This window comes from Pseudoalteromonas sp. SG45-5 (assembly GCF_014164085.1).
Classification (GTDB): domain Bacteria; phylum Pseudomonadota; class Gammaproteobacteria; order Enterobacterales; family Alteromonadaceae; genus Pseudoalteromonas; species Pseudoalteromonas aliena.
The window spans coordinates 39,805-57,074 of sequence record NZ_JACJEM010000006.1; the positions used below are offsets into that span (position 1 = coordinate 39,805).

The 17,270-nt window shown below is 39.2% G+C and carries 15 protein-coding genes and 1 pseudogene; 5 read left to right on the top strand and 11 right to left on the bottom strand.

Features of this window, described 5'->3' with window-relative positions; all coding sequences use genetic code 11:
* The first annotated feature begins 238 nt into the window (after positions 1–238).
* The gene (locus H5119_RS02785) at positions 239–1,426 is read left to right on the top strand and encodes a VWA domain-containing protein (protein WP_182701129.1); all 1,188 of its coding nucleotides are present in this window, start codon (positions 239–241) and stop codon (positions 1,424–1,426) included.
* Positions 1,427–1,461: 35 nt separating this feature from the next.
* Here the strand turns inward: H5119_RS02785 and H5119_RS20675 are convergent, their stop codons facing one another.
* Positions 1,462–2,292 carry a LysR family transcriptional regulator gene (locus H5119_RS20675; RefSeq protein ID WP_182701130.1) on the bottom strand — a complete coding sequence of 277 codons (831 nt, stop codon included), beginning with the start codon at positions 2,290–2,292 and terminating at the stop codon, positions 1,462–1,464.
* A 104-nt stretch (positions 2,293–2,396) separates the two neighbouring features.
* On the opposite strand from H5119_RS20675, the gene H5119_RS02795 reads away from it, so the two are divergent.
* Positions 2,397–2,792: a hypothetical protein gene (locus H5119_RS02795; protein WP_182701131.1), complete on the top strand. Its 396-nt coding sequence runs from the start codon at positions 2,397–2,399 to the stop codon at positions 2,790–2,792.
* 159 nt (positions 2,793–2,951) lie between these two features.
* On the opposite strand, the pseudogene H5119_RS02800 reads toward H5119_RS02795, so the two are convergent.
* Together H5119_RS02800 and H5119_RS02805 are read right to left on the bottom strand one after the other, a co-directional pair.
* Positions 2,952–3,110 (bottom strand): annotated as a pseudogene (locus tag H5119_RS02800) (helix-turn-helix domain-containing protein); the annotation flags it as partial.
* 534 nt (positions 3,111–3,644) lie between these two features.
* Positions 3,645–4,394: a CPBP family intramembrane glutamic endopeptidase gene (locus H5119_RS02805; RefSeq protein WP_182701132.1), complete on the bottom strand. Its 750-nt coding sequence runs from the start codon at positions 4,392–4,394 to the stop codon at positions 3,645–3,647.
* A 105-nt stretch (positions 4,395–4,499) separates the two neighbouring features.
* On the opposite strand from H5119_RS02805, the gene H5119_RS02810 reads away from it, so the two are divergent.
* On the top strand, positions 4,500–5,402 hold the full coding sequence (locus tag H5119_RS02810) for a LysR family transcriptional regulator (RefSeq protein ID WP_182701133.1): 903 nt from the start codon (positions 4,500–4,502) through the stop codon (positions 5,400–5,402).
* Between the two features lie 371 nt (positions 5,403–5,773).
* Here H5119_RS02810 and H5119_RS02815 read toward each other — a convergent pair whose 3' ends face one another.
* The 7 genes from H5119_RS02815 to tkt all read right to left on the bottom strand — a co-directional run bounded on the left by H5119_RS02815 (position 5,774) and on the right by tkt (position 12,926).
* Positions 5,774–5,983: a hypothetical protein gene (locus H5119_RS02815; protein ID WP_182701134.1), complete on the bottom strand. Its 210-nt coding sequence runs from the start codon at positions 5,981–5,983 to the stop codon at positions 5,774–5,776.
* Between the two features lie 66 nt (positions 5,984–6,049).
* Complete coding sequence (locus H5119_RS02820) at positions 6,050–7,285, bottom strand: NRAMP family divalent metal transporter (RefSeq protein ID WP_182701135.1); 1,236 nt, start codon at positions 7,283–7,285, stop codon at positions 6,050–6,052.
* Between the two features lie 101 nt (positions 7,286–7,386).
* A complete protein-coding gene (gene hpf, locus H5119_RS02825) occupies positions 7,387–7,743 on the bottom strand; it encodes a ribosome hibernation-promoting factor, HPF/YfiA family (protein ID WP_077537113.1) in 357 nt (118 codons plus the stop codon).
* 188 nt (positions 7,744–7,931) lie between these two features.
* Complete coding sequence (locus H5119_RS02830; RefSeq protein WP_077537112.1) at positions 7,932–8,246, bottom strand: pyrimidine/purine nucleoside phosphorylase; 315 nt, start codon at positions 8,244–8,246, stop codon at positions 7,932–7,934.
* Positions 8,247–8,544: 298 nt separating this feature from the next.
* A complete protein-coding gene (locus tag H5119_RS02835; protein ID WP_182701136.1) occupies positions 8,545–9,351 on the bottom strand; it encodes a hypothetical protein in 807 nt (268 codons plus the stop codon).
* Positions 9,348–10,397: a hypothetical protein gene (locus tag H5119_RS02840; protein ID WP_259399009.1), complete on the bottom strand. Its 1,050-nt coding sequence runs from the start codon at positions 10,395–10,397 to the stop codon at positions 9,348–9,350. The genes H5119_RS02835 and H5119_RS02840 overlap by 4 nt, the downstream gene beginning before the upstream one ends.
* 537 nt (positions 10,398–10,934) lie before the next feature.
* Positions 10,935–12,926, bottom strand: a complete 1,992-nt coding sequence (tkt, locus tag H5119_RS02845) for a transketolase (protein WP_182701137.1) — start codon at positions 12,924–12,926, stop codon at positions 10,935–10,937.
* A 302-nt stretch (positions 12,927–13,228) separates the two neighbouring features.
* Between tkt and metK the strand changes: the two genes are divergently transcribed.
* Positions 13,229–14,380, top strand: a complete 1,152-nt coding sequence (metK, locus tag H5119_RS02850) for a methionine adenosyltransferase (RefSeq protein WP_182701138.1) — start codon at positions 13,229–13,231, stop codon at positions 14,378–14,380.
* Between the two features lie 163 nt (positions 14,381–14,543).
* Here the strand turns inward: metK and H5119_RS02855 are convergent, their stop codons facing one another.
* Positions 14,544–16,535 carry an LTA synthase family protein gene (locus H5119_RS02855; protein ID WP_259399623.1) on the bottom strand — a complete coding sequence of 664 codons (1,992 nt, stop codon included), beginning with the start codon at positions 16,533–16,535 and terminating at the stop codon, positions 14,544–14,546.
* A gap of 181 nt (positions 16,536–16,716) precedes the next feature.
* On the opposite strand from H5119_RS02855, the gene H5119_RS02860 reads away from it, so the two are divergent.
* A complete protein-coding gene (locus H5119_RS02860) occupies positions 16,717–17,265 on the top strand; it encodes a hypothetical protein (RefSeq protein WP_182701139.1) in 549 nt (182 codons plus the stop codon).
* Positions 17,266–17,270: the final 5 nt, after the last annotated feature.

The window sequence follows — 17,270 nt, forward strand, 5'->3', positions numbered from 1 at the left end:
TGTTCTAACTAGGGACGATTTAATCGTGGCGCGAGGTTTGTAACCTAGTGAGCTAAGTAAAAGCCGAGCAACAAAGAGTCAATCGTCCCTAGGACGAACCTTCAGGCAGCGCGTGTTTGGTATTTATGCTGTGTTATCGCCTATTTATGGGGAATAACCACACTACATAGGCTCTGCCTTGCCTAAATACCAAACACACTGCTGCAAATTTAACCTCGAAAGATAAACAGGCCCAAACATGCTAGTACAGTTTTTTTTCACGCTGCGCAAATACCGCTTACCGGTAAGCCTGCGAGAGTTACTCGATTTAATTAACGCCTTAAAAAAAGGCGTTATATTTGCCGACGTAGACGCCTTTTACCATTTAGCTCGCACCATAATGGTAAAAGACGAAACGCACTTTGACCGTTTCGACAAAGCCTTTAGCGACTACTTTAGCGGTATTGCCGACCTTGATTTACTCGAGAGTTTAAAGCAGCAACACAACTTACCTGAAGATTGGCTACGTAAAGAGTTTGAAAAAAACCTAAGCGATGAAGAAAAAGCCCAACTTAAAGCGATGGGCGGACTCGACGAGCTTATGAAAACCCTAAAAGAGCGTTTAGAAGAACAACAAAAACGTCACGCTGGCGGCAATAAATGGGTGGGCACTGGCGGTACATCACCTTTTGGCGCATACGGCTATAACCCCGAAGGCGTGCGTATAGGGCAAGACGGCAACCGTAACCGCCAAGCGGTAAAAGTGTGGGACAAACGAGAATACAAAAACCTCGACACCGACAGAGAAATTAGTTCGCGCACAGTTAAACTCGCCCTTAAAAAGTTACGAAAGTTTGCCCGTACTGGCGCAAGCGACACGCTGGATTTAAACGAAACCATTCGCGCGACAGCTAAGCAAGGCGGCATGCTAGATGTAAAAATGGCACCCGAACGCCACAATGCCGTAAAAGTATTGATGCTGTTTGATATTGGCGGCTCAATGGATGACTACATTCACACCTGCGAAGATTTATTTAGCGCGGCTCATAGCGAATTTAAGCATTTAGAATTTTACTACTTTCATAACTGCCTGTACGAGCATGTTTGGCAAGACAACGTCCGCCGCCACTCAAACATCATCGACACCATGACGCTGATTAATAAATTTACCAGTGACTACAAAGTCATATTTGTTGGCGATGCCACTATGGGCCCTTACGAAATAGCCTACCCCGGCGGCTCGGTAGAACATTACAACGAAGAACCTGGCAGTGCATGGTTATCACGAATCACCAATCACTTTGATAAAGTCGCCTGGCTCAACCCACAGCCCGTTGAACACTGGCCGTACTATCAATCAATTGGTTTTATAAAAGAGTTAATGAACAACCGCATGTATGCGTTGAGTTTAGATGGAATAAGTAGAGCGATAAAAGAGCTGAGTTAAAATATATTAGGTATAGATATTAACTGCAACTAGCCTTAAGATTTAGTTGCAGTGATATCCTCAATAGCTTTCATTATTGTATTTGGTAACTTACGATAAGCAAATACAATCGAGCGCGTTATAGCGTTACTTAAAGTAATAGGTATATACTTTAAGTCACACTCTTTTTGAATGTATGATTCAGGTATAACAGCAACACCAAAACCTAACTTAACAAGGCCTTGAAGCTGTAAATCATGAATAGCTTTGCCTTGGTAAGTAATTGATATATTCTCATCATTAATAAGTCTCTCAAATGCTTTTCGATTAGTACAATATGGTCTTTCGATAAAACCTAAACCCTCTAATTCCCCAAGACCCACTGTTTTATTTTTTGCTAATGGATGATCCCCACGCACAATCAGCCTATAACTTTCTTGATTAAGCCTTTTAAATTTAAACTGGGATGGTAAAAGCTGCTCATCAATAATCGCTATTTGCGCTTGCTCAATAGCATCGACTATAGATAAATCAATATCCATCGGCGTATTTTTTATCGATTCGAGAATACTAACGTAGCGCTCAATATTTATATCAGGCTGTACATAAAGGTGCAGATCATGCGTATTATTAGGGATAAAAGCGGCTTGTAACTGCTGATTTTGTAATAGTAAATCACTTGCAAGTTTGTAGAGCTTATGACCATCCGCTGTTGGCTTTATGCCTCGTTTACTGCGTTCAAATAACTTAACTCCTAAATTTATTTCCAATGTTTTAATCGCATGAGTAACAGAGGGCTGAGCAATAAAACATCGCGATGCAGCTGCAGTAATCGACCCTTCTTCATATGCTGCAATAAAGTAATTTAATGGCTTAACCTCTATCACATAATTTACCTATAAGTTGATAATATAAACAATATTATACCTATATCATTGGATTTGCTAATTTCAAACTTGAAGATAATAAAATCAATTAAAAGGACTAGAAAATGCTTGAGCGTTATAGTGATATTACAATTCATAAAGTATTAAATTTATTTGAAAAAGGAGATATGTCACTCCTAGACTTAATTGCTGATGATATTGATCTGCGTATAGAGCACTACAAAGATGATACAGATATCGCTTGGCAGCAATGTAATGACAAAGCAGGCTTTATTACTTTATTGACTCGTCTGGGCACTGATATATTCCCCAAAGGAACTCTTATTACGGGCCTAGAATCTCAATCTCTAGGCGATGACTGGCATATAACAACCTTTGATCAATCGTTTTGGTATGGTGAGGCAAAGCAAGATGTTAATAGCCGTACTTATATTATTTCTCATGAACTAAATGGCAAAGTCGATTACTTTCGTGAAACAGTAAGTACTCTAAAATATTAAGTAGCCTGAACTCTGGATAATAAATCTATCTCAAATAGCTATTTTCAGCGCTAACTGCGTTAAATTTACTTGCGATAAGATCGCGTCTTTCTTTTTGCCTTTTGAAATATGTAATTCAGAGGAAACCTGAATTACATATTTAGATGAGCTTTATAAAATTTACAGCTCAGCTATGTGATTTAGCGTCTCAGGATGACGCTGCACAAGCTTTAGCAATGTTATCGCTTGCCCATTAGGAGTGCTGCGCCCTTGTTCCCAGTTTTCGAGCGTTCTTGCCGAAGTATGTAGAATGCTTGCAAATACACCGCGCGACATATTAGGGCGTGTTGAACTTTGGTGGGTGAATTTGCAGCAGTATGTTTGGTTTTTAGGCAAGGCAGAGCTTATGTAGTGTGGTTATTCCCCATAAATAGGCGATAACGCAGCATAAATACCAAACATGCACTGCCCTTTGGGTTCTTTCTAGGGACGATTAACTCTTTGTTGCTCGGTTTTTACTTAGCCCAGGTGAGATAACAAGATCGTTGAACTCCTTTACTTAATGAGTACGTAACGTAAGTTTTCCTTATAAATGTGCTTTAGCATCAACAAGGGCTGTAGTTAATTCTGAAAACAAATCGTGTTTGCTCATTACGCCATACCTCTAAAAGCTCTTTTAATTGCTTTTTCTGATCCGCTGTTAAATCGGTTACTTCATTTTTACTGTAAATAGTGAGTAGATAAACTTTTCATGCATTAAAATATACGAAGATAGCGTACAAATTTAATCAAAAATTTTGGCTAAAGAACAAGAGGTGCTTTTTAATTTAACTTAAAATACTTTGCTCTAAAATAAGCTTTGAGGGCACAATATTATGGCGCAGTGGCTTTTGTATCGCTTTTCGTAATATGTAACTTAGCGTTATCAATAGAGCTTTGATTTACTAAGTAGCCAATCATTCCGCCATAAATATCAATCATGGCGTGAAGAATAATAACGATTAGCAGAGAGTCTGTAATAATATAAATACCACCGAAAACTAATCCATAAATACCGGTTCGAATAGCATTTAACCAACCTTGGTAAATATGACAAAGTCCAAATAAAAAGCTACTTGATATTAAGCTGGCAAATAAACCAATATAATCACTAAAAACAGAAAGTAAAAAACCACGAAACAATAATTCTTCGCAGATCCCTGCGGACATGGACACGCCAAATGTGAACCAAGTTAATTCGCAACGAGATGCGGGCATCATCCAATTATGAGTTTTCATTGCGTTACGTAGTTCTTCGTTATTTGGGCCGTTATTTTTGGTTTTATAGACTCCCAACACCAAGTAAACGAATAAACATATTACCAAACAAGCGCCAATCCAATTGGCCATACTAGAGCGCCAATAAAGGCCAATATCACTGATTCTGACTACTTGCATCAATACTAAAGCAAGCAGCGTAACTGTTGGTAACCATAAATAAACCATCGTTTCTTGATACATGCGCAATTTAGTTTTATGTCCAGCAATGACCGCTCGCTTTGTTTTGTCGGACTCCCAGAAACTGTATATTGGCATTGCCATAATCATTAATAATACAATCCATTCACCTATATGTAGGGTCATCATCTTTCCTGTCGAATTTATGTTGGTTGATGAGACAAGATTAATTGCTAGACTTAATTAAATAAATATATTAAAAATAGATAATAATTAAACAAAAAGTTTACTATGTTTCATCCAAGAGATTTAACGACCTTTTGTAAGGTTGCTGAAATAGGCAACATGTCTAGGGTTGCAGAGGCCGAAGCCAAAACAGTTATGGCTATTAGCAAACAAATTGCTCGTTTAGAAACTCAACTGAACCAAGCTTTATTTGTTCGATCTAGACGAAAACTAATTCTTACTGAATTTGGTAGTGCTTTTAAACACAAAGCAGCCCAGCTTCTTCAACAACATCAAGAGTTGATATTGTGGAGCCACAATAGTGATAGCGTGATTAATGGAGAGCTACGGGTTATTTGCCAAGCGAACGATATAATTAAAGAAACCCTAGTCCCTTGGATGGCAGAATTTACAGCACTTTATCCCGAACTCAATATAACAATGGACGTTAAAGAATCCCTTATTAGTATTAATGAAAACGAGTTTGATGTTTTTTGGGCTATTAGCTCCTATCTGGGAGAGCGCTATCCAGGGTTAAAATGTAAACCTTTGTGGCGCTCTAAATATGGTGTTTTTGCATCCCCTGAATACATCCAGCGCCACGGGGACCCGACAGATATTAAGGCATTGGAACATCATAACGTAGTAGGTTATTTGTATAATCAACCCAGTAATGTTTTAGTATTGCAAAGTGAAAATGGTGAGCCTATTTATGCAACCCCGCACTGCCAAGTTAAAACTGTAAGCGGTATCGTCGAGCTAGCGGAAGCTGGTTTAGGGTTAATTAATGCCCCTGTAGACTCAAGTCGAATTCAAAAATCACTCAATGAAGGTCGCCTAGTCCCAATACTTAAAGATCATTGGTGGGAAGACGCTCAAGTATACGCCTATTATCACCCATCAAATCCTATTCAGAGCAAAGTGCGCGCATTTTTAGACTTTTTTTGTGATAAACGCGATTATTGGTAACCTAAAAACAGGTTGAACAATTTACCGTTGATTAAACAAAACAATGAAATCAAGTTTTTAACTTTTCAATGAGCATTACATAATACTAGGGCGTGTTGACATTTCGTGATTGATTTTGCAGCTGACTGTTTGGTTTTTAGGCAAGGCAGAGCCTATGTAGTGTGGTTATTCCCCACAAATAGGCGATAACGCAGCATAAATACCAAACATGCGCTGCCCTTTGGGTTCTTTCTAGGGACGATTGACTCTTTGTTGCTCGGTTTTTACTTAGCCCACTAGGTTACAAGCCTCGCGCCGCGATTAAATCGTCCCTAGATTGAACAAATTTCAATCCAAAAAGGTCAACACGCCCTAGCCAAGTGAAGCTAATATTATTTTTGCTCATTATATAACTCTAATAACCCTATGTTTAACTCATCATCAGTAAAAGCAACTATATTACCAACGGGCTTCGAATCTTCTAAACTTCCTATTCTCACTTCAAAATTTTCATTATCAAAACTACCTATGAAAATATGACTTCCTTCTTGTTCATCATAAAATGATGCGAAGTTGTCTGTAATTGCCATATCAAATTTCATGGTTTCTTCCTTGTAAACTAAAGATAAAGTTTGCTAATAACCTGAATTCTGGATAGTAAGTCTATCTCAAGCAGCTAGTTTCCACACTACAAACGCAACAGCAAAGCCCACTAAGTACACTAAACCTAACCAACTTAAACTGCGCAATAACACGCTGTGTTTAATATCAGGCTCTGATCGTACAAGGCTAAAGTTGAGCCATGCAAATACAGGCGTTGTAACAAATGAAAGTGTCATTGCAAACGTAAGCATGGGGCCAAGGGCTGATTTAAAAAATAAAATAACCGCCATGCCAGCAAGTGCTTGCAGTATTAACCAAACACTTAAGCTGTGTTTTGATTGCCCAAAGCCAAGTAATTTATGAGATTCGTTAAGCGTACGGGCGTAACCATCAAGCACGGTAAGTGTGGTACCAAACATACATAAAAAAGCGATTGCTGATACAAGCGGCCTTGCCCACTCGCCTATTGTTAATGCGTACATATCAATCAGCTGCTTGGCAAAGGCAACACCACCGAGTTCTATGCTGCTGGTTTGCCCATATTGCACTAATACACCCAAGCTAAAAAACACCAGTGCTAAGCCAGCTGTAAGCCAGTAACCTACGTTAAAGTCGAACAGGCCTTGGCTTTTAGTCACTGTTTGCTGTGCTTGTTTTTCTTTTAGCCATAAAGAGCTAAGAGCTGATATTTCGATAGGCGCTGGCATCCAGCCCATTAAAGCCACCATAAAGCTAAGCATAGCAAGTTCATACGGTGAAGGGCCAACGTAGTCAGCAGGTGCCATTGGGCCGTTACCAAATGCAATGGCAAGGGCAATCAAAGTAGCGAGTGTAAGCAGCCCCATAATGCCTTTAGCAATGTTATCAAGCGCTTTAAAGTGCCCAAGTAACAATATAACTAAACATATTCCCAGCAGCATCCAACAAAGTAAGGTTACTTCAATAACCACAGGTAAGGCGTAATGAAGTAAGCTTGCGGTAAGCAGTAATACGCCTGCGGTATTAACAACGGCGGCTACAATATTTAAACCAATAAAGCTGTAAAAGTAAAACGGACCTTTGTTTTTGTAACCCTCTACTAAGCTATGTTTGGTGGTAAGCGTGTATTCCATGCCAAAACGAAAAAACGGATATTTTAAAACATTAACAACAAGTATTAGCCAAAATAGTTGCCAGCCAAATATTGCTCCCGCTTGCGTAGAGGCAACTAAGTGAGATCCGCCAATAGCGGCCGTTGCCATAAGTATTCCAGGCCCAAGCGCGTTTAGCCGTGATTTCCATTTCGATACTGTTTGCTTCATTTACTGCTCAAAAATTGTCTGTGTGACCCCCTAACTTACAGAAATTACAGACAATAAAAAAGAGCCGTCAGGCTCTTTTTTGTAGTGCTTTGTGATTGCTTTTATTTAAGATCCATCTCTTGGATGATCTCGTGTGCAATCTCTGGCGTTGTACTTATAGGCTTTTCGTGTAGATTTGCTTTTATTTGCCCTTTACGATGCTTTAGTGCCGCATCGAGTTTTTTAGCTGCGCTTGCAATAGCAGGGTACATAACTTCGTTTTCCCCTTTTACTGATATACGCGCACCTTCGTAATTAGTGCTAATTTCTGCTTGGATTTTATGATGTTCTTTAGACAAAATAATCTCGAGTGCAATAAGCGATGGGAAATGGCTCTCGATTTTAGAAAATTTTTCGTTGATGTGCTCTCTAATAGAGTCAGTAACTTCAACATGGTGACCAGAAAGATTAATTTTCATAGGGTATCCTTTTATTTGTTACCTCATAAATAGTATTGGGGGCTATTTAGATTAACACAAGGAAAAAAGAGAGATATTTGAGGTTTATTTGCATCTTTTGCTGATTTAAATCATACGTTGCGCAAAGTTTATGCAAAGCCCATAGTACACGGGCTTTCAGACGTCTACTTAACTTAAACACAGATTAATTAATCTGTGTACGAACAGCAGTAATCAGCAAAATCCGATACTTTCACTTTAAAGCTCACATTAGCATCAACATTAAACGATTCACCTGCGTTAAATGTTTTCCACTCACTTGCCTCTGGTAATAAAATATCCCATTGGCCCGCTAAAAGCTCCATGCACTCTTTTTGGTTTGTATCAAAAACAAACTCACCTGGTTGCATAAAGCCTAATGTTTTTGCTTCGCCATTTCCTAAAAGTACAGTTCGGCTCGACACCTTGCCATCAAAATACACATTGGCTTTTTTTACTACACTTACGTTATCGAACTTTGGCATTTTTAGCTCCTGCTAATTTTTATATTTAATTGCGGTCACATTGCCTGATACATAATGAGCTTGCAAGGAAGTGGAGCGAAAAACATTCAGTTAAAACGCCACAATGGCAAACAACAACTTATTTTTATTGAATATTAGCTTTAGAGGATACATTAAATAATTAGAAGCTGCGCTTTTTACGTGAGCAAGCTCTACGTCTACAAATAACGATCCTTAACTTTTGGTGCAACTTTTTGTAGATGCGCATATTTCTGGCTTTTAAAAGTAACTCTTTTATAAAAGGCGGGCTTTGAGAAAGTTAAAAACCCTGCGAGTTATCTGTTATTAAATTATCGTGGTCGGGAGGTAACTCAGTAAGCTTTATTGATTCCATAATCAGCTGTTGTGATTCTAGTGCATGATCCGCCCATTTTTTATGCTTATCAGAGCGATCAATACGATGATTAAATTCAACCTCTAAAAAAGCATGTTCACTTAATGGTAAACAATAAAAATCTTGGCGAGAAAGGACATTATCTCTGCACTCTTTGTAAAACACCCACAGGCGATTATTAATAATTATCTCTTTAGCCGCTGGTAAGGGCGGTTGACCATGTAGTTTGATGTATTCCTCAATTTCTTCCTCTATTTCAGCTTCAGTCCACGCCACTGAACTTTTACTCTTTTGTAATTTGATTTTTTCAGTTATTTCTGTATTTTTCCCATCAGTACGCCAATGAAATTTATCATATGATTCAATAACAAAATGTTTTAATTGTGCGATATCCAGTACATTTATTTCTAAAACTTGCTTAATTCTCAATTGGCAACTGAGCATGCCATACTCACCACTTGGCAAATAACTTATTGGTGGCAAGTACATCCAGTTTTTAGTGAGCATATGTACATATACGTGCTGTAAATAATCTTGCTTATACTGATTAAACCAAGCAGTTGAATTAAAAGGAAATGAGACATCAATCGTAGAAGGTACAGCAGTAACATTACTGCTAGGCATGTCAAGGGTTAACAGTTTGTTTTCTAAAATAAGGCGATAGTGGATGCAATTTTCAAAACGGGGCCCACCTACAAAGCCACGGTAAAAAGCCTTGGCTAATTTGATCATAATCGCTTATCCGTAGGTGGTAGGGTTTTAATAAAGTTTTTTACAATATCGGCTTTTTCATTATTTCCTAGCATTTCTAGCTGAGCTGCATAGGTGACTAAGCCTAAAAACGGTAAAGTGTGTGGGCTTTCGCCAACAGAGCCACCTGTAACAAGACCTTTAAATTTCATCGAACGCACTAAACTACTGGGTGATATTTTACTGCGGTCAGCTAAGTTAGGTACAAAATCATAAGGGTTGTTACGCACTGCGATTACTTTTACACCCATGCTGTGGGCAATGCGTTTTAAACGCTCGACATTTGAGCCTGAGCCATGCACAGCAAGTTGTTGGCCTGTAAGAGGCTTACCATAATAAATACGATAGTGCTCCAGAGCCGCGCAAAAAATTATCGCGCCTTGGCTGTGCGCCAGCCATTTTACCTGTTTACCTTGTTGGCTATTTTGTGCCAGCACAGCCGCTAAATGTTGGGCATTATGGGATTTAGTACTTGAGAGTTTATCAAACGCGCACTCAATTAAGTCAAGCTTTGTATAATCGGTGGGGTTATGAAATAACGTATAAGCTTTAATACCGTCTCCCTCATAAGCTCTATCAAGGTGAGTGCCCATTAACCATGTGGCTTTGGTAAGCTCATTTTGCATACCATTGACCGCCGCATGCTGCGTTTTTATTTGTGTGGTTGGAGTTGGAATTGGCTCCCAAGCACCTTGTACTTTCTTTATTTCTTCTTCGTTCATTGCTTTGTCGTATGTATCACTGCTGCGCCTTTTCACCTCATATAACATAGTCCGCTCCGCAGAAAAGTTACTTTTAGCTCCATGTAACTGTGAATCAAATAGAATATCATCGATATTTATCATTCCATCAGTCAACATATATTGAATTAAAAAATGATAATTACGAAATGGATATTTTGTTCGCCATAAACGGCGCAGCGGGTTACGGCTGTGCTTAATTGAGTTGTTAGCATTAGGGTTCGCGCATATTTTAATGATATCGGCGCATACCATTTTTAAATCATAGTCATTAAGTTGCGATAGCATAGCGAGAGCTTGGCAAGTAAATTTAGCTTTACTAAATGGGAAGTTAACAGGGAGCTTAACACCAAAATCTCAACAGCTAAGCGCGTCAAGAGGGATAACAGAATGCGCATTGATAGTTTTATTGAGTTTAGACCAAGACATATTTCTTCCTTGTAAATGAGTCTGAATTTAAAATACTACGTTAAATTATTTGTTAGAGCAAAAGTTTTTTAACACAGTATTATAATGTTGGATTGTACTTTTTGGCTCCATTGTAGGTCGTCATTTATGGCGTCATATTTTTGATTTACCTTTAATACCAACCTGCGTAAATCTTTGAACAATTTAACGAATTAAATTGCACTATTACGTCGTTAAAAATTTTTTATTTAGAACAACTAGATACAAAAATTTTTGCCTAGTTCTAGCGTAATTTTCTTAACGTTAAATAGACCCCATATATAAGCAGATTGGTATAACGCGCTAAAGCACGACCTACAAACAAAAAAGCCCGCCCTGTTTTACACAAGGCGGGCTTTTAACCTTTAAAGCAATCGATTAAAAAAGCTCGTTTGCTTTGCTTACAATGTTTGCCACTGTAAAGCCAAAGTGCTCAAACAGCTCGCCAGCAGGCGCTGACTCACCAAAAGTAGTCATACCGACTACTGCGCCATTTAGGCCTACGTACTTGTACCAGTAATCAGCAATACCCGCCTCTACTGCTACGCGGCGTAAAACAGATGCCGGTAATACGCTTTCTTTGTATGCTGCGCTTTGATCTTCAAAGGCATCAGTACATGGCATAGATACAACACGTACCTTTTTACCTTGGCTGCGTAGTTCGCTTGCTGAATCTTGTGCTAGTTGCACTTCAGAGCCCGTCGCAATAAAGATAATCTCTGGATTACCGTCACAGCTAAGGATGTAACCACCCTTTTTAACGTCTGCTAATTGCTGTGCGTCACGCGCTTGCTGCTCAAGACCTTGGCGAGTAAAGATTAACGATGTAGGACCGTCTTTACGCTCAATAGCTTGTTGCCATGCAATTGCCGACTCAACTTGGTCACATGGACGCCAGTTGTATAAGTTAGGCGTTAAACGCATGCTTGCAATTTGCTCTACTGGTTGGTGAGTTGGACCATCTTCACCTAGGCCGATTGAATCGTGCGTGTATACAAAAATGCTTGGTTGCTTCATTAATGCAGCCATACGTACGGCATTTTTTGCATATTCAACAAACATTAAGAACGTAGCACCATAAGGAATAAAGCCTTTATGAAGGGCAATACCATTCATAATTGCCGACATACCAAACTCACGTACACCGTAGTAAATGTAGTTACCGCTTGCATCATCTGCCGTTAAACCTTTAGAGCCATCCCAAATTGTTAAGTTTGAGCCTGCTAAATCGGCTGAGCCACCCATGAATTCTGGCAATAACGGACCAAATGCGTTTAAAGCATTTTGCGATGCTTTACGAGACGCTGGATTTGCAGGGTTTGCTTGCAATTGCTCAATATATGCTTGAGATTTTTCAGCCCAATCACCAGGCAGTTCGTTGTTAATACGACGCTTGTATTCAGCAGCAAGCTCTGGGTATGCTTTTGCGTATGCTGCAAATTTTTCGTCCCAGCTTGATTCAAGCTGCTGACCTTTTTCTTTGCTATCCCATTGTGCGTAAATATCATCAGGAATTTCGAACGCATCGCCAGTCCAACCTAAAAATTCGCGAGACGCTTTAATTTCGTCATCACCTAGTGGTGCACCGTGACAATCGTGGCTGCCCGATTTGTTAGGTGAACCGTAACCAATAATTGTTTTACAACAAATTAGTGATGGCTTGTCCGTAACGCTTTTTGCTTCGCTAATTGCAGCACTTACTGCATCGCTGTCGTGACCATCAACACCACTAATTACATGCCAACCGTATGCTTTGAAACGAGCTGGCGTATCATCAGTAAACCAACCTTCTACTTCGCCATCGATTGAAATGCCGTTGTCATCCCAAAATGCAACAAGTTTACCCAGACCTAATGTGCCTGCAAGTGAACCTGCTTCATGAGAAATACCTTCCATTAGGCAGCCATCGCCCATAAATGCATAGGTAAAGTGATCAACAATATCGTGACCTTCACGGTTAAACTGTGCAGCGAGTGCTTTTTCAGCAATTGCCATACCTACGGCATTTGTGATCCCTTGACCTAATGGGCCCGTAGTAGTTTCGATTCCTGGTGCATAGCCATATTCAGGGTGACCTGGTGTTTTAGAATGCATTTGACGGAAGTTTTTAATTTCGTCTAGTGGTAAGTCATAACCACTTAGGTGCAATAGAGAATAGATAAGCATTGAACCGTGGCCGTTTGAAAGAATAAATCTGTCACGGTCAGCCCACTCTGGATTCGTTGGGTTATGTTTTAGATAATCGCGCCATAATACTTCTGCGATATCGGCCATGCCCATTGGGGCTCCAGGGTGGCCAGATTTGGCCTTTTGTACTGCGTCCATTGACAAGACGCGAATAGCATTTGCAAGTTCTTTGCGAGATGGCATGAATTCTCCTACCTTTATGTGTATTTGCACGGGTATTAATGTATTCGTTTATGCATCCAAGTAACTTGGACACTGTAATACATCTATTCTTACTTATTGTGGGGGCTGTGTGCAATTAAAAACCCTATAAAAGGAGCTATTATGAATATTTTTTAAGACCATAATGATATTAGTTATTTTATTTAGACGTCTAGGCGTAAAAACACTATGCAAGGTGTTTTGTTTTCGATAAAATACGCCCCTTAATTTTTTAGCGCTAATACCGACGTTTGTGAAGCGCAATATTTGTGAGCAGAAATACAATGGCAAAACATTTATTTACTTCTGAATCAGTTTCTGAAGGTCATCCGGATAAAATCGCCGATCAAATCTCTGATGCGGTACTTGATGCTATCCTAGAGCAAGACTCTCATGCCCGCGTAGCGTGTGAAACTTACGTGAAAACCGGTATGGTTATGGTTGGTGGTGAAATCACTACTAGCGCATGGGTTGATATCGAAGAAATTACACGTAAAACAATTCGTGACATTGGCTACACAAATTCAGACATGGGTTTTGATGCAGACTCATGTGCAATTTTAAACACTATTGGTAAACAGTCTCCTGACATTAACCAAGGTGTTGACCGTACTAGCCCAGAAGAGCAAGGCGCGGGCGATCAAGGCTTAATGTTTGGTTACGCATGTAACGAAACAGAAGTACTAATGCCTGCTCCAATTACTTACTCACACCGCTTAGTACAACGCCAAGCTGAGGTTCGTAAAAGCGGCGAGCTTAACTGGTTACGTCCAGATGCAAAATCTCAAGTTACTTTTGCATACGAAAACGGCAAGCCAGTAGGTATTGATGCTGTTGTACTGTCTACTCAGCACAGCGAAGACATTTCTCAAGCTGATTTAGTAGAAGCTGTAATGGAAACTATCATCAAGCCAGTACTTCCTGCAGAGCTTATTACAAGCGCGACTAAGTTTTTCATTAACCCAACAGGTCGTTTTGTAATTGGCGGACCAATGGGCGATTGTGGTTTAACAGGTCGTAAAATCATTGTAGATACATACGGTGGTATGGCTCGTCACGGTGGTGGTGCTTTCTCAGGTAAAGATCCATCAAAAGTTGACCGTAGTGCTGCATACGCTGCACGTTATGTTGCTAAAAACATTGTTGCTGCTGGTCTTGCTGACAAGTGTGAGCTACAAGTTTCTTACGCAATTGGTGTTGCAGAGCCTACATCTATTAGCGTTGAAACGTTTGGTACAAGCAAGCTAGAAGAAAGCCGTTTAATCGAGCTTATTCGTGAACACTTTGACTTACGTCCTTACGGCTTAATTCAAATGCTTGATTTAGAGCGCCCTATCTACCTTCCTACAGCGGCTTATGGCCACTTTGGTCGTGACGAATTCCCTTGGGAACGTACAGATAAAGCTGAAGCACTTCGCGCAGCAGCTGGCCTTTAATTGGTTAAGTAACTATCTAAATAACTTGAACCCTGGATAATAAGTTGGTAAATCTCTTAACCAGTGTTCAGGTTAAATACAAAAAAAGCGCCAATTGGCGCTTTTTTTATGCATAATTAAAGTATCAAAAATTAAATAAAGGCAGCCTGTAAAAACTGCTTTTTTAATCCATCCCTCTGGTAAGCAAATGCCACGCTGTAGCCATATATTGATTATATGCTTGCTCTGTTTGGCTGTCGACGGCTTTAAATTCAGGTTTATGGTTTGGTGATAAACGTGTTTTATCAAGTGGATCTATTTTTTGGTATTCATAGACCGAAGATAAATCACCACGCCAAAGCTCTGTTTCAGTTCGTATTGTTTGAAAGCCAAATACAGTGCGCTCTTTTTCTGGCATATTTAGTAATGATTGCCCCATACTATAAAATTCAGTATTTTTTGGCGCTATTAGGTTTAATAAAGTCGGTGCAATATCCATGTGGCTTGCTAGTTGATCTTTAGCGACCCAATTTGAATTAACCCCTTTACCATAAATTACAATCGGAACATGAGTTAGCTCGTACAGATCAGGCTGGTGATGAAGGTAACGACGACCATAATGATCCCCCGTTATTATGAATAAAGCATCTGGGTATCGCTGCTCCATTTTACGAACAAACTGACCTAACATTTTGTCTGAGTACCAAAGGTGTCCCAACACATAAGGGTCTAGCAAGTCATCGCCTAAGGCTTGGATTTCTTTTGGATAATCTGCCAAAGATTTAAAAGGGTAACCATATTGATCTAAATCTAGGTTAAATGGACCATGGTAGCTGCCGCTCATAATGAGATTAAAACTTTTATCGTTTGTTGTCTTATCAACTAAATCAAATAATTGCCCATCGTCAATTCCCCACACACCAGCACTGCCTTTTCCTCCAGCATCAACTGCTGAAAATACTTTATCGACACCTTGTGAAAGTGCATATTCTCCGACATTTTGCCATGATAATAAGCCACCATAGTAAAATCGGCTTTTGTAACCTAGCTGCTCTACTTGGCTAAATATTGACATTTTACTGGTTGGCTTTTGAGGTCCAATACGGCTCATATTCACACCAGCATACGCAATACCCGACATAAGGCTTGATAACGAATTCATTGTGCTACTTGCGGCAGGCAAAACATTATCTAAATAGATGCCTTTACTCGCCAAGTTACTTAGTTCGTTAGTTAAGTTAAGTGATGCATATTTTTGTTGTAACGGCCAAGCATCGTAACTTTCCATTACGATAAAAAATATCTGTGATGGAGCAGCCAATAATGGAGCATTTGTTTTTTGCTCAAAAGCGGCTAGAGGGTTTTCTATCGTTGGTAAGTTTTTTTCTAGATAAGGGTTGTGGCCATTTAAACCAAAGCTCTGTAAGTCGTTATAGTCTTTAATCGCATAAATAAAGCTTCTAAACGGGTTTATTACTAGGTTATTTACAAATGCATCGGCTGTTACTGCTGACCATTTTCTGGACGCTGGACGTGTTTCAAAAGACCCTCGTATTGCGCATACAAATAACACAACTATTAAAATAATTAGTATTGTGCGCTTATAAATACAAGTAGTGAAAAGGCGATTAATAAATGTATAGTGTTTTTGATCAACCACTTTATTTATTTTAAACGTTAGCGCTAATAAAATAACTAAACTAAGAAGACTACCCCATGGTTTATATTGCTCAACAACTGTTAAAGCAATAGCCTGTTGATCGTCTTTCAACCCTTCAAGCATAAAGTAGTTAAATTGGCTGCCGTACTCTGTTATATAAGTAACACTCACAATGCATAGTAACGTGGTGACTATAAAAAATATTCTTCCCGTATACAGACGAGCCTTACTTACCCAGTGCCCTAAACGCATAGGTTGTAAAATACAGTTTAAAAGAAATGCGATGCTAAAGCATACACCGGTAGCTGCTGAATCAAATGCAAAACCCGCTTTTAACGTTGCAAAAATAGCATCTGCATCTAACTGTGCTGTTATTCTGTCTTTAAAATAGATCAAAAAGAAAACGCGAAAACTCATAAAAAGTAAAACGCCGGCAAACCATAGTGTTGCAATACGTCCACTTTCTTTTACAAACTGTAGCCAACGACTCGCAGGAGCCATGTGAGAATCAAACAAAGGTGTGTCCTTAAATGAAATATCCTTGGGCGCGCAATTTTACTGAATAAACAAAAGCCAACAACAAAACAAATGTAATTATTTGTAATTAATTAAATAACTTTAATTTATAGGTAGGACTGCATTTCTAAATGAGTTAGGTTTATACTCGTTAAATAATAAAAGCTTTAAGGGTAGTTAGATGGCCGACAATTTTCGCGTTATATTTGCAGGGTTAGCTGATGGCACTAACGCTAAAACAGCATGTACAAACCTAGCAGAAAAATTAAAAACCTCTGAAGAAAAAGTAACTACTTTTTTTAAGGGTAAATCACTCTTCGCACCGAGCAATAAAGATAAAGCCTTAAAACAGGCTAAATTACTTGCTAGTTTAGGGATCCAAAGCAAACTACAAGCCGTTTCGAGTAACGCTCAAAACACTTCTGCTCTAGCAAATAATGATCGACGTGATGAACGAATTTTTGATGCGCTAGATTACATCACAAGTAGCTTAATTCGCCTCGAAGAAAAACTAGAAGAGCTAGAGCAACGTCTTCCTGAAATTGAATCAAAAACACCCGTTTCAAATAGTGAAGAATGGCAGGACGACGATCTTATGCTTGATGAAGAGCTTATTAGCCCGCCTAATGAGCGCAGTAATATCGTTTTATATTCACTTATAGCAACAGTAATCACACTGCTCATAGTGTTAGCTGCATATTTAGCATTTCCTAATTTATTCTCTTTTTAATTATG